The 12,836-nt window shown below is 69.4% G+C and carries 13 protein-coding genes; 10 read left to right on the top strand and 3 right to left on the bottom strand.

What is annotated here, in order from left to right:
• The first annotated feature begins 113 nt into the window (after positions 1-113).
• From ACFWBD_RS38910 to ACFWBD_RS38870, 9 genes are all read left to right on the top strand, one after another.
• Entirely contained in the window at positions 114-758 is a 645-nt protein-coding gene (locus ACFWBD_RS38910) for an HAD family hydrolase (RefSeq protein ID WP_385678095.1), read from the top strand.
• 92 nt (positions 759-850) lie between these two features.
• Positions 851-1,561 (top strand): VC0807 family protein, encoded by a 711-nt coding sequence (locus tag ACFWBD_RS38905; protein ID WP_385678093.1) that lies wholly within the window; start codon positions 851-853, stop codon positions 1,559-1,561.
• 75 nt (positions 1,562-1,636) lie between these two features.
• Positions 1,637-2,875 carry an MFS transporter gene (locus ACFWBD_RS38900; RefSeq protein WP_385678090.1) on the top strand — a complete coding sequence of 413 codons (1,239 nt, stop codon included), beginning with the start codon at positions 1,637-1,639 and terminating at the stop codon, positions 2,873-2,875.
• Entirely contained in the window at positions 2,826-3,998 is a 1,173-nt protein-coding gene (locus ACFWBD_RS38895) for an acetoin utilization protein AcuC (RefSeq protein WP_385678087.1), read from the top strand. Before ACFWBD_RS38900 ends, ACFWBD_RS38895 begins: the two co-directional genes overlap by 50 nt.
• A 313-nt stretch (positions 3,999-4,311) precedes the next feature.
• Entirely contained in the window at positions 4,312-5,127 is an 816-nt protein-coding gene (locus ACFWBD_RS38890; protein WP_385678084.1) for a phosphatase, read from the top strand.
• A gap of 133 nt (positions 5,128-5,260) precedes the next feature.
• Entirely contained in the window at positions 5,261-5,473 is a 213-nt protein-coding gene (locus tag ACFWBD_RS38885; protein ID WP_015658719.1) for a helix-turn-helix domain-containing protein, read from the top strand.
• A gap of 179 nt (positions 5,474-5,652) precedes the next feature.
• Positions 5,653-5,751: a 30S ribosomal protein bS22 gene (locus ACFWBD_RS38880; RefSeq protein WP_003948845.1), complete on the top strand. Its 99-nt coding sequence runs from the start codon at positions 5,653-5,655 to the stop codon at positions 5,749-5,751.
• Positions 5,752-6,054: 303 nt separating this feature from the next.
• Positions 6,055-7,128: an NAD-dependent epimerase/dehydratase family protein gene (locus ACFWBD_RS38875; RefSeq protein WP_385678081.1), complete on the top strand. Its 1,074-nt coding sequence runs from the start codon at positions 6,055-6,057 to the stop codon at positions 7,126-7,128.
• 14 nt (positions 7,129-7,142) lie between these two features.
• Positions 7,143-8,213, top strand: coding sequence for a lysophospholipid acyltransferase family protein (locus tag ACFWBD_RS38870; protein ID WP_385678078.1), 1,071 nt, complete (start codon positions 7,143-7,145; stop codon positions 8,211-8,213).
• A 377-nt stretch (positions 8,214-8,590) separates the two neighbouring features.
• On the opposite strand, the gene ACFWBD_RS38865 is transcribed toward ACFWBD_RS38870, so the two are convergent.
• The 3 genes from ACFWBD_RS38865 to ACFWBD_RS38855 form a co-directional block, all read right to left on the bottom strand.
• Positions 8,591-9,841, bottom strand: coding sequence for a DUF5667 domain-containing protein (locus ACFWBD_RS38865; protein ID WP_385678075.1), 1,251 nt, complete (start codon positions 9,839-9,841; stop codon positions 8,591-8,593).
• A gap of 256 nt (positions 9,842-10,097) precedes the next feature.
• Positions 10,098-10,877 (bottom strand): ECF subfamily RNA polymerase sigma factor, BldN family, encoded by a 780-nt coding sequence (locus ACFWBD_RS38860; protein WP_385678071.1) that lies wholly within the window; start codon positions 10,875-10,877, stop codon positions 10,098-10,100.
• Between the two features lie 405 nt (positions 10,878-11,282).
• On the bottom strand, positions 11,283-12,230 hold the full coding sequence (locus tag ACFWBD_RS38855; protein WP_351768587.1) for an HAD-IB family hydrolase: 948 nt from the start codon (positions 12,228-12,230) through the stop codon (positions 11,283-11,285).
• Positions 12,231-12,332: 102 nt separating this feature from the next.
• Between ACFWBD_RS38855 and ACFWBD_RS38850 the strand changes: the two genes are divergently transcribed.
• Entirely contained in the window at positions 12,333-12,605 is a 273-nt protein-coding gene (locus ACFWBD_RS38850) for a glutaredoxin family protein (protein ID WP_314225500.1), read from the top strand.
• Positions 12,606-12,836: the final 231 nt, after the last annotated feature.

Genomic DNA, 12,836 nt, shown 5'->3' with positions numbered 1-12,836 from the left:
CTGCAGGGGGGACCCTGTGGGAGAGTAGGACACCGCCGAACAAATATTACGGGAAACCCCCGCACCTTATGGTGCGGGGGTTTTCTGCGTTTAGGCTCCTTTAGGGTCTAGTCATGCGCTACGACCTGGTGATTTTCGACAACGACGGTGTTCTCGTGGACAGTGAGCCGATCTCCAATCGGCTGCTGGCCGCCTATCTGACCGAGATCGGGCACCCCACCTCGTACGAGGACTCCATCCGTGACTACATGGGGTCCGCGATGCATCGCATCCACGACCTGGTCCAGGAGCGCACCGGGCAGCAGTTGCCGGAGGAGTTCGACGACACTTTCCACCGGCGGGTGTTCGCGGCCTTCGAGCGGGAGCTGGAGCCCGTGGCGGGCGCCGTGGACGTCCTCGCGAAGCTGGCCGCGGACGGGGTGCCGTACTGCGTGGCGTCTTCCGGGAGTCATGAGCGGATCCGGGTGGGGCATCGGAAGACCGGGCTGGACCGGTGGTTCGAGGACGCGCGGATCTTCAGCTCGCAGGACGTCGGGAAGGGGAAGCCGGCGCCGGATCTCTTCCTGCACGCGGCCGAGCGGATGGGGGTGGCGCCGGAGCGGTGTGTCGTCGTGGAGGACAGTCCGCTGGGGGTGCGGGCGGCTGTGGCGGCCGGGATGGACGTGTACGGGTTCACCGCGATGACGCCGGCCGCGAAGCTCGCGGGCGCCACTCAACTCTTCCCAGACCTGGGGCAGTTGCCTGACCTGCTGATCTGACGGACGTTCCGGTGTCGGGCTGACATTTGTCATGCGTAGCTCCGGACGATCGTTTCTACTGGGGGACCCCTCCCGGCGGCGAAGCTATGGGCATGACGACGAACCAGCACAAGAAGCAGAACGCCTTCGCCCCGCTCATCGTGGATGTGGCGGTGCCGCTCGGGTCGTACTACCTCTTCAAGGAAGCGTTCGGGATGAGCACCTTCGCCGCTCTCGCCTGGAGCAGTCTGGTCCCGGCCGTGCGGACCATGGGGAGCGTGGTCAGCAGGCGGGCGGTCAACGGGCTCGCCGGGCTCATCCTCGTCGTCAACATCGTCGGACTGGTGCTCAGTCTGGTCTCCGGTGATCCGCGGCTGATGCTGGCCAAGGACAGCGGGGTCAGCAGCACGATCGGGATCGGGATCCTGGTCTCCGTGGCACTGGGGAGGCCGATGATGACCGCCGCCGTCAAGCCGTTCCTGGTGAAGGGCGACGCGGTCAGGGAGGCGGCCTGGGAGCGGCTGGAGAGCGGCGCATCGGTCGCGTCGACGGACTTCCAGAAGCGGGAGCGGGCCTTCTCGATCGTCTGGGGTGTGGTGCTGCTCGTCGAGTGTGTCGTGCGGGTCGTGGGGGCGTACACGGTGCCGGTGGACACCATGGTGTGGCTCGGGTCCGTGGTCATGGTCGTGGCGATGGGGATCGGATTCGTGGTCGGCGGGGCGCTCGGCGCCGGGCCGATGGCGGCGATGATCGCCTCCGAGACGAGGGGCGCGAAGGCCGTCGAGGCCGAGGTCGAGGTGCCCGAGGTCGTCCTCGCCCGGTGAAGTCGGCAAAGCTGAGGAGAATTCATCTTTGGCTGGATCTACCCACGAGTACGCAGGGGCCCTACGCTCGCCGCCATGACAGAAGTGCTGCGGCGCGGTAGGGCCTCTTTGGCGTTCAGCTTTTTCGCGCAAGGCGCGGCCTTCGCGCTGCTGGTGACCCGGATCCCGGCCATCCAGAACAGGTACGAGGTCTCGGACGCGCTGCTGCCCGTCTTCCTCGCCGCCGTGCCCATCCTGGCCGGGGTCGGCAGCGTGACGACCGAACAGCTGGTGAAGCGGATACCGCCCAGCCGGGTGCTGCGCTGGTCCCAGCCGGTGGTGCTGCTGGCCCTGCTCGGGGTCGGGGCGGGGCGGGGGATGGCCGAGCTGGGTGTCGCCCTGGCGGTCTTCGGTCTGGCCGTGGGGGCGCTCGACGCCTCGATGAACATGCTCGGGGTGAGTCTTCAGCGGACGTACGGGCGCAGCATCATGCTCAGCTTCCATGCCGTGTACAGCCTGGGCGGGATCGTCGGGGCCTCGCTGGCGTGGGTGGGGGCGCACTGGCATCTCGCGCTGTGGGTGTCGTATCTGCCGGTGGTGGCGGTGCTGTTGCCGGCCGCGCTGGTGGGGAGCCGCTGGTATGTGGACGGGGACGCGGAGGACGGGGCTGCGAAGGACGGCAAGGCGGGGGAGGCCGAGTCGGAGGGCGGCGGTACCGGTGTCGTCTTCAAGCTGTTGCTGCCGTTGTGTCTGGTGATGACCTTCGCCTACATCGGGGACTCGACGGTCTCCAACTGGAGCGCGAAGTATCTCCAGGACGTGCTGGGCAGCAGCGAGCAGCTGGCCACCGTTCCGTACAACGTCTACATGGTGACCACGCTGCTCGGGCGGGCCATCGGGGACTCCGGGGTGCGGCGGTTCGGGGCCGCGGCGGTGGTGCGGCTGGGGGCGCTGGTGGCGGCGGCGGGGTTCGCGGTGGTGGCCGTCGCGCCCGGGGCGTGGGTCGGGATGCTCGGGTTCACACTCGTGGGGCTGGGGCTGTGTGTGCTGGTGCCGCAGACGTTCGCGGCGGCGGGGCGGTTGTTCCCGGGGGCTTCGGATGCGGCGATCGCCCGTCTCAACATCTTCAATTACGTCGGGTTCCTGATCGGTTCGCCGTTGGTGGGGGCGTTGGGGGACGCCTGGACCTACCGGGGCGCGATGGTGGTGCCGATGGTGTTGGTGCTGGTGACGTTGGTGTACGCCCGGTCGTTCGCCGCTCAACCGGACCGATACGGTGGCGGGCATGAGCGGCCGCGCACAGCTGATGTGGGACGAGGCAGTAACGGGCTATGACTTCGGGCCCGAGCATCCGATGGATCCGGTTCGGCTGGATCTGACCCGGAGGCTGGTCGGCGCCCTGGGGCTCGACCGGGAGGTGGACGTCGTCGGGGCGAAGCCCGCCGGGGAGTCGACGTTGCGGCTCGTGCACCGGGAGGACTACGTCCAGGCCGTCAAGGCGGCGTCGGCGGAGCCGGGGTCGGCGGACCAGTCGTACGGGCTGGGAACGATGGACGATCCGGCCTTCGCGGGGATGCACGAGGTGTCCGCTCTCATCGCCGGGCTGTCCGTGGGGGCCGCGGAGGCCGTCTGGCGGGGGGAGGCGCAGCACGCGGTGAACTTCGCGGGTGGGCTGCACCATGCGATGCCGGGCGGTGCGTCGGGGTTCTGTATCTACAACGACGCTTCGTTGGCGATCGCCCGGTTGCTGGAGCTGGGGGCCGAGCGGGTCGCGTATGTGGACGTGGACGTGCATCACGGGGACGGTGTGCAGGCGGCGTTCTGGGACGACCCGCGGGTGCTGACGATCTCCCTGCACGAGCATCCTCGTACCTTGTTCCCGCAGACCGGGTGGCCGGAGGAGACCGGTGGGGAGCGGGCGCAGGGGTCGGCGGTGAACGTCGCGGTGCCGGCCGGGACCGGGGACGCGGGGTGGTTGCGGGCGTTCCACTCGGTGGTGCCGGAGCTGATCGCCGATTTCCGGCCGGATGTGCTGGTGACCCAGCACGGGGCCGACACGCACTTCGAGGATCCGCTGGCTCATCTCGCGGTGTCTCTCGACGCCCAGCGGGCTGTGCAGGTGGCCTGTCATGAGTTGGCGCACGAGTACGCCGGGGGCAAGTGGGTCGCGTTGGGTGGGGGCGGGTACGCGGTGGTGGATGTGGTGCCGCGGTCGTGGACGCATCTGGTGGGGGTGGCGGCGGGGGTGCCGGTGGCGCCGGAGACGGTGATTCCGCAGGGGTGGCGGCAGGAGGTTTTCGCTCGTACCCGGCAGTTGGGGCCGGTGCGGATGACTGATGGGCGGTGGCCGGTGGGGTGGGCCGGGTGGGAGTCGGGGTACGACCCCGCGGATCGGTTGGACCAGGCTGTGTTGGCCACGCGGCGGGCGGTGTTTCCGTTGCGGGGGTTGTTGCCGTAGGGAGTGTGGCCGGTGGGTGTTGTGGGGTTCGCCCCCGCCGCCCTCACCCGTTCCCCTCCTCTTCAGGGGCTGGCTCTGCAGGGGGCTCGGCCCCCGGTGTCCCCCGTGTCGGCCTGGACGGCCTCGCCTCAATCGCCGGTCGGGCTGGGAGGTGCCGGACGGGCCGGCAGGCGCGCGGGCGCCCCGCTGGAGGGTGCCGGGCGGGCTGGAAGGTGGCCTCGGGTGGGCTGCAAGGAGCTTGGGCTTACGCCAACTGTGGGGTGTTGGCGGGGTTCCGCCTCGGGGGCGGGCCTGGTCCGTCAGCATCGCTTCTGTGTTGAGTTCCGGGGCGCTTCGGGCGCATCTGCTTGCCGCGCGGCTGGCCGGAGCGGTGGCCACCTCCCGGGAGGAGAGTCTGCGGAGTTACCGGCTCTTCGCCGCGCGTGATCCTCGGGTGCTGATCGGGCTTGATCCCGAGTGGAGCTGGGGGCAGCGGGACCTGATCGCGCTGATGGCCGACAAGTGTGGAGTTTCGGCCGATCCCGGCTGCGTTTCCGGGCATGATGTGATCGATCCTGAGCGCACGCTGGCCGCGCTGGACGCCTTCGCGGAGCGGCTCGCCTCGGTCGCCCAGCGTGGCGCGCCCGTGCTGCTGGGCACCGGGCATCCGCATCGGCTGCTGGGGTTCTACGCCACGGTTGCGGACGCTTTGTCGGCGGCGGGATGTGATGTTCTCACCCCGGCGCAGGGTCACTGTGTCGACATAACGACCCGGTTCGGCCTACGCACACACAACCTCGACTACGTACGGGGAGTCGCGGTCGTCCGGGACGCAGGCGCCGAACGCGCCGGTTGTGCGACCGGTGCGCACAGTCATTCGCCACTCCCGGTTCGGGTCGCGCTGGCGGCGGCGGCCGAGGGCGGGGGGCCGCTGCCCGAGTTGGTCATCGGGGACCACGGATGGGTCTGCGGGGCAGGTCAGCTGGGGTTCGAGGCCATCGGGCTGGCGGACACCGACGACCCCGCGCTGTTCGTAGGGGAGGCCGAGGGAGTCGTCTCCGTCGTCGTTCCACTTGATGACGCCGTGCGGTCCGCTTACTACAGGCCGCTGACCCGCTACGTACTCAATCGAGCGTGTCTGTCACAGTAGGCCGCTGATGGGTGCACCTCTTCCCCACTCGCATCACCCGCCCCTACATTGGGGAGTGAGCACGCAGCGACGAAGAGTCACCGGAAGGGGAAGCCGGTGGCCGTCGAGTCGAGTGCGGAAGGTTCGGTGTGTCATGGGTGCAGCCGGCGAGAGGCCTCTGAACGAGGTTCAGTTCCTTACCGTGGCGGAAGTCGCCTCGGTGATGCGAGTGTCGAAGATGACCGTGTACCGACTGGTGCACAGCGGTCATCTGCCCGCGATCCGGGTGGGGCGGTCCTTCCGCGTCCCCGAGCAAGCGGTGCACGAGTACCTCCGCGAGAGCTACGTGGGGGTGGAAACCGCCTGACGGTCGGGGGGCCTGTCCGGCAGGGCAGACCCGGGGTGGGGCCCGGCCTCAGGGCCGTCTCGGGCCCCTCCCGCCCCTCGATTACGACCTCAGCGCTCGGGCGGGTAGGCTAGCCCCTTGAAGGTCGTGTGGGCCCATGGCGCCCAGCACCGAGTGATGAGAAGTGAGCGAGGGTAGTCGTGGGCTCTGTTATCAAGAAGCGGCGTAAGCGGATGGCCAAGAAGAAGCACCGCAAGCTGCTCAAGCGCACGCGCGTTCAGCGTCGCAACAAGAAGTAGGCGCCAGCAGGAGTAAGCGCAAGCACTTACTTCGCGCGACGCGAGCCGCGTAGGCGTGGTGTGGCCCCCCACCGTGTTATCGGTGGGGGGCCACACGCATATCCGGGCGCCCGTACGGTCGGCTGAACGCCGTGCGTATGCCTGGACGTGCACCATGGCTGATCTGGTCGTATGACCGAAGAGATCTCGTCACTTCGCGCATCGGGCGGTCATCACAGCGCAACATCGACCCGCTAAGTTGGCCCGCAGACGGGAACACGGCAGGGCAGCCGGCGGTTCCAGTACGGAAGGAAGGCGCTGATCTTGGGAAAGGTCGTGCTCGTTACCGGAGTGGCCCGTCAGCTGGGGGGCCGGTTCGTACGACGGATCCAGCGTGACCCACAGGTCGACCGGGTGGTCGCCGTGGACGCGGTGCGGCCCGAGCACCATCTCGGGGGCGCCGACTTCATCGAGGCCGACATCCGGCAGCCCACCATCGCGCGGGTGCTCGCCGAGACCGGTGCCGACACCGTCGTCCACCTGGACGTGACGGCGACCGCGCTGGGCAGGGGGAGCCGGACCACGGTCAAGGAGACCAACGTCATCGGGACCATGCAGCTGCTCGGCGCCTGTCAGAAATCGCCGAATGTGAAGCGGCTGGTGGTCAAGTCCTCCACCAACGTCTACGGGTCCGCGCCGCGTGATCCCGCCGTGTTCACCGAGACGACCCCGCCCAAGTCGCTGCCCAGCGGAGGCTTCGCCAAGGACGCCGTCGAGGTCGAGGGGTATGTGCGCGGGTTCGCCCGGCGGCGGCCCGATGTCGCCGTGTGCGTGCTGCGGTTCGCCAACATCCTGGGGCCGACCGCCGAGACGCCGCTCGCCTCGTACTTCTCGCTGCCCGTGCTGCCGACCGTGCTCGGCTACGACCCCCGGCTCCAGTTCGTGCACGAGGACGACGTGATCGAGGTGCTGCGGATCGCCTCGCACGAACCGCGGCGGGGCACCCTCAACAGCGGCACCTTCAACATCGCCGGGGACGGTGCGCTGTTGCTGTCGCAGTGTTCGCGGCGGCTCGGGCGGCCCACCGTGCCCTTGCTGCTGCCTGCCGTCACCTGGGCGGGGTCGCTGGTGCGTACGCTGGGCATGACGGACTTCTCGCCCGAGCAGATCCGGCTGCTCACCCACGGCCGGGTCGTGTCCACGGCCCAGATGCGCGAGACGCTGGGGTTCATGCCGCGGTACACCACGGCGGAGACCTTCGCGGACTTCGCACGCAGTCACGGACCCGGACTCCTGCCGCCCGAGGCCGTTGCCGGGGCCGTCGACCGGATCGCCGCGCTGTCCCTGCCGGGCGGCGGCCACGCCCCGGTCCACCTCCCGACGCAGAGCGCCAACTGAGGAGCGCATCAACGATGGCGGATGCCAAGGTCATTCCGTTCGACGACGACCGGTCCCGGGGGAGCGCCGTAGCGCGGCCGCCCCGGCGCCGGGGCGCGGTGAGCCGGCGCCGGAACGGCGAGCCCGCGCCGGTCCGGGAGATCGGCGAGGCCGGCGAGGTCGGTGAGGTCCAGCCCCTGCCCACCGGGGCGGTTGGGCAGGATGATGTTCCTGTGACGGGTGAGGAACGGCTGGACAAGGACGCGGGCGCCCTGGAGCGGCGGATCGCGGGTGGGCTGTCCTTCCTGCGCCGGCGTCTCACGGGCGACTACGAGGTCGACGACTTCGGCTACGACGAGGAACTGACCGACCAGGTCCTGATGTCTCTGCTGCGGCCGCTGTACGAGAAGTACTTCCGGGTCGAGGTGAAGGGCGTCGAGAACATCCCGGCGGAGGGTGGCGCGCTGATCGTCGCCAACCACTCCGGGACGTTGCCGTTGGACGGCCTGATGATGCAGGTCGCCGTCCACGACCACCACCCGGCGGGCCGGCACCTGCGACTCCTGGCCGCCGACCTCGTCTTCGTGCTGCCGGTCGTCAACGAACTGGCCCGCAAGCTCGGGCACACCCTCGCCTGCGCGGAGGACGCCGAACGGCTGCTCGGCCAGGGCGAGCTGGTCGGGGTGATGCCTGAGGGCTTCAAGGGCATCGGGAAGCCCTTCAGCGAGCGCTACAAACTTCAGCGGTTCGGCCGGGGCGGATTCGTCTCCACGGCACTGCGCCAGGGCGCTCCGATCATCCCCTGCTCGATCGTGGGGGCCGAGGAGATCTACCCGATGATCGGCAACGCGAAGACGCTGGCACGGGTGCTCGGCTTCCCGTACTTCCCGCTGACGCCGACCTTCCCGTGGCTGGGACCGCTGGGCGGGATTCCGCTGCCGACGAAGTGGACGATCCAGTTCGGCGAGCCGATTCCGACGGACGGCTACCCGCCGGAGGCGGCGGAGGACCCCATGCTGATGTTCAACCTGACGGACCAGGTACGCGAACAGATCCAGCACACGCTCTACAAACTGTTGGTGCAGCGGCGGTCGGTGTTTTTCTGACCGGGTGGCCGGGGGCCGAGCTCGGGGGCCGTGTCGCGCTGCGGTGAGCCGACGGACGGAGTCCGGCGCAGCCGGGCGAAGCCCGCGGAGCGGTGCGAGGCCGGCAGACAGGGGGGCCAGACTGTTGGTGCAGCGGCGGTCGGTGTTTTTCTGACCGGGTGGCCGGGGGCCGAGCTCGGGGGCCGTGTCGCGCTGCGGTGAGCCGACGGACGGAGTCCGGCGCAGCCGGGCGAAGCCCGCGGAGCGGTGCGAGGCCGGCAGACAGGGGGGCCAGACTGTTGGTGCAGCGGCGGTCGGTGTTTTTCTAGTTCTGGGTACGGCTGTGGGGGCGCTCCTCGTTTTGAGAGGGGGCGCCCCCACAGTCATACGGGCTTGTGCTACTCCGCGTCCTCGCTGTCGATGCCCAGGCCTGGGAGCAGGCCGGGGAGGAGGGGTGGGAGGGTGACGTCCGGTTGGGTGCTGGGGACGATGGTGGTCGGAGCGGTGCCGCCGGTTTCCTTCGGGGGGTCCAGAAGGCCGCCGGTGTTGCCGCCGAGCAGGCCGTCGTCGGTGGTGCCGGAGGTGGACGACCTGCTGGGGCTTCCGGTGTCGGCGCCGGTCCCGTCGGTCGGGTCGTGGCCGGTACCGGTGCCGGGGGTGGTTCCGTGGCGGCCGGTGTCCGAGGTGCCGGTGGACGCCGAGCCGGAGCCCTCACGGGTGCCGCCGCCGCCCGGGGCGGGGGGCCGCGGGAGGAGGGACTGCAGCGGGGCGACCTCTTCGTCTATGGCCTCGAAGACCGACGAGACCTGCTGACTGACGTCGCCGAGCTGGACCGGCAGGCGGTCGCGCAGGGCGCCCCAGACCTCGCGGTGCGAGCGGGAGAACGCGTCGAGGGCCTGGATGGGTCCCAGGGAGTTCGGGTCGCGTTCGTACGCCTCGTGGAGGAGCCGGTGGCCTTCCGACGCGTCGTGCTGCATGCCGTTCAGGGCGCGTCGGATCTCGCCGAGGGACTCGTGGTCGAGGTCGCCGCTGCGGCCTCGCTCCATGAGTCGACGAGCCTCGCTGAGCCGGGTGGAGGCCTGGTCGAGATAGGTCCGGCCGCGCTCGTCGTCGCCGTCGGCCAGGTAGTTGAGTTTGAAGTCCTCGATGCCGCGCTTCAGCCCGTAGAGCCCGTCGCCCGGGAGGGCGTCGGAACTCGCCGCGGCGACGCCGCCGAAGGCGCCCGCCGCGACGCCGACGCTGAGGCCGCCCGCGGTGAGGCCCTTGGCAAGGCGGGAACGCGGTCGGAACTTGCCCAGGGGACCGGCCCGGTGCGTGCCCCTGGCCCGGTGGGAGCGTTGCTCCGGTACCGAAGTGTCCGCCGCTTCGCCTCCCGCGGTGCCCGCTTGCAACATGGCCTCCATAGCGGCGACCAACTGGGCCCGCTGGACGACCTTGACCTCGGGATCGAACTCCGGTTTGGGCAGCTCGGCGAGACTCGTGGCGAGGGCCAGAAGATGGCCCTGCCCGGTCTGGTCCGCTGCGGCCGGAGCCGGCGGTGATCCTTCGGTCTGCTCGGCCGCCGTGCCCTGGGAGGAACAGTCGGACTGTTCCTCCCAGGCCTGGGCGAAGGCGTTCGCCCGCCGGTGCGCCGATACGTTCGCGATCACTGGCGGCACCTCCTCTCGTCATGACGGTCGACTCCCCTGGGGTCCTGACGGTTGCACGCCCTGGACCGGATCCACACGATCGAGTGATCGGGGTCGGCCAGGACGTGACCACAGGGAGCCTGTATCCCGCACAACGACTGGCGCGGCACTTGGGTTACGGACTGCGGATGATCGGATCGGGAAGACAACGGACTTTCACTGAAGGTGAGTTGGCGTCACGGAGTGTGTGGCGTCGGTCGTGGGCGGGGGACGGGTTTCAGCGGGCGTCTTCCGGCAGCAGGCGGGCGAGGGTGCGGACGGCCCGGTATTGGAGCGTCTTGATGGCACCCTCGTTCTTGCCCATCACGCGCGCGGTCTCGGCGACGGAGAGCCCCTGGAGGAACCGGAGCGTCACGCACTCCTGCTGCTGTGGGTTGAGCCGGCGTACGGCGTCCAGCAGCGCGGCGTTGGAGAGGGACTCCAGGACGCAGTCCTCGGGTGAGCGCTCGACCTCGTTGGCGTCGAGCATCTCGCCGGTCGTCACCTCGAGCCGGAAACGGCTCGATTTGAAGTGGTCGGCGACGAGGTTGCGGGCGATGGTGACGAGCCAGGCGCCGAAGTCGCGGCCCTGCCAGGTGAACGTCCCGATGCGGCGCAGGGCGCGCAGGAACGTCTCGCTGGTGAGGTCCTCGGCGGTCGCCTTGCCACCCACTCGGTAGTAGATGTAGCGATAGACCGTGTCGCTGTACTGGTCGTACAGGCGCCCGAACGCGTCGGCTTCGCCGGCCTGGGCGCGTTCGACGAGGTCCATCATGCGGGCGCTGTCACTGTCGGCGGCCGGCCGACGGGCGGTGGCCGCGCCGGCCGAGCGTCCTCGTCTGCCCACCGCGGCGCTGCCGTCGGCCAGTGCGTAGCACGGGCCGAGCGGAGCGGTGGTGGCGAAGGCGGGGACGGCGTACGCGGTGGGGACGACGCCGCGCAAGAGGTCATGGACCGTAGCGACCGTTGCGCGCAGCGTAGCCAGGCCCGAGGTGTCAACCCCGACGTGTGGGTACACGGGACTCCCAGAGGCAGAGCTTGCATCACGTGCAGTACCGGACCGTTCACCCGTCGTGGCGACGGAAGGGGGACCGGATTGCGTCTGAGGAGAATAACGCTTCGTGCAGGCACTGCTACACCGAGTTGCTCAAATCATCGATTACGTCGCTTCTGTGGCCTATTGACGCTCGATCAAGTTGCGTAGGGTGAACGATTGTTGATCGAAATGGTTCGAGTTTCGGGTCGGTCCGGGGCGTGTTGTGGCTGTGCGCGGACAACAGGACTGGACGGGGGGTTACGGGGGTACGACCGTCGGATTGGTCGGGTTCGGTGCCCGGTGTGGGGTGTTGTCCGGTAACGCGAAAGAGCGGCCGGGCTGTTACGCCTCGGCCGCTCCGTCGGGTTGCCTGTGTCGTCGTTGTCGTCAGCGCCGTCGTCGGTGCAGCGCGATCGCCGCCGCCGTGCCGCCCGCCACCGCGCCCACGCCGGCCGCGGCCGGGATGCCGACCTTGGCCGCCTTGCGGCCCGTGCGGTAGTCGCGCAGCCGCCAGTCGAGCTTGTGCGCGTGCTTGCGGAGCTTGGCGTCGGGGTTGATGGCGTAGGGGTGGCCGACGAGGGAGAGCATCGGGATGTCGTTGTGGGAGTCGCTGTAGGCGGCGCAGCGGGAGAGGTCCAGGTTCTCCGCCGCCGCCAGCGCGCGTACCGCCTCCGCCTTCGCGGGGCCGTGCAGCGGCTCGCCCACCAGCTTGCCCGTGTAGACGCCGTCGACGGACTCCGCGACCGTGCCGAGCGCGCCGGTCAGGCCGAGGCGGCGGGCGATCACCTGGGCGATCTCCACCGGGGCCGCCGTGACCAGCCACACCTTCTGGCCCGCGTCCAGGTGCGCCTGGGCGAGGGCCCGGGTGCCCGGCCAGATGCGCTCGGCCATGTACTCGTCGTAGATCTCCTCGCCGATCGACATCAGCTCGGAGACCCGGTGGCCCTGCACGATGGAGAGCGCCGAGTCGCGGGCCTCCTGCATGTGCTCGGGGTCCTCGACGCCGGCCAGCCGGAACCACGCCTGCTGCCAGGCGAAGCGGGCCAGGTCACGGGTCTCGAAGAACTTGCGTTTGTACAGACCGCGGCCGAAGTGGAAGAGCGCGGCGCCCTGCATCACGGTGTTGTCGAGGTCGAAGAAGGCGGCGGCCATCGCGTCGCCGTGCACCGGGAACTGCGGCTCCCGGTCGGGTGTGTCCAGGGGTGCCAGGGTCTCCTGGGAGTCCAGGTTTTCCTGGGTGGACTTGCGGGCTGCCTCCGCCGAGGCCTCGCCTGCCAACACGCTCCGCGCCGTGGCGGAGCGCCTACGGGGAGTGAGCCATCCTAGAGCGGCCATGGCGTGAGCATAGCCAGTCTGTTCGGTGGTTCCGGAGCCGAGAGGTTCGAAGGGTGTGAACTCTCCGCGACCGCGCCGTTGAAGAAGCGCGAGAATGGCGGTATGACTCCCCTCTTTCGACGTAAGGCCGCTACGGGCGAGCGGTCGGTCACCCTCATTCGTAAGTCCGGTTGTCATCTGTGTGACGACGCCGAGCGCGTGATCGAGAAGGTCTGCGGGGAACTCGGTGTGTCCTGGGAGCAGAAGGACATCGCCGACGACCGGGAACTGTACGACCAGTACTGGGAGCAGATCCCGGTCGTGCTGGTCGACGGCAGGCAGCACACCTTCTGGCGGGTGGACGAGAGTCGCCTGCGCAAAGAACTGGCCGGGTGAGGAACTGACCGAGCAGTACAAGGCTGTACCGAACGTCGCTTAGGATCGATGGCGGTTTTGTCTCGGGGGCGGGATTCACGAGGAGAGTGGCGGTTTTGCCCCCTGGAATGTTGCGCGTGACCCCGGTCACGTTGGCCGGGCAAATCGGACACCATCTTTGTGCACGCGTTCACAAAGACATAGCCTGCTGTCGACGGGGCGGTCTGGTTACGTGTGACCGCCTACAGCCCC

Origin of the sequence: Streptomyces sp. NPDC060002, assembly GCF_042737245.1 — a bacterium.
GTDB lineage: Bacteria > Actinomycetota > Actinomycetes > Streptomycetales > Streptomycetaceae > Streptomyces.
The sequence above is the reverse complement of the archived record's forward strand: the minus strand, read 5'-3'. Positions and strand labels throughout refer to the sequence as shown.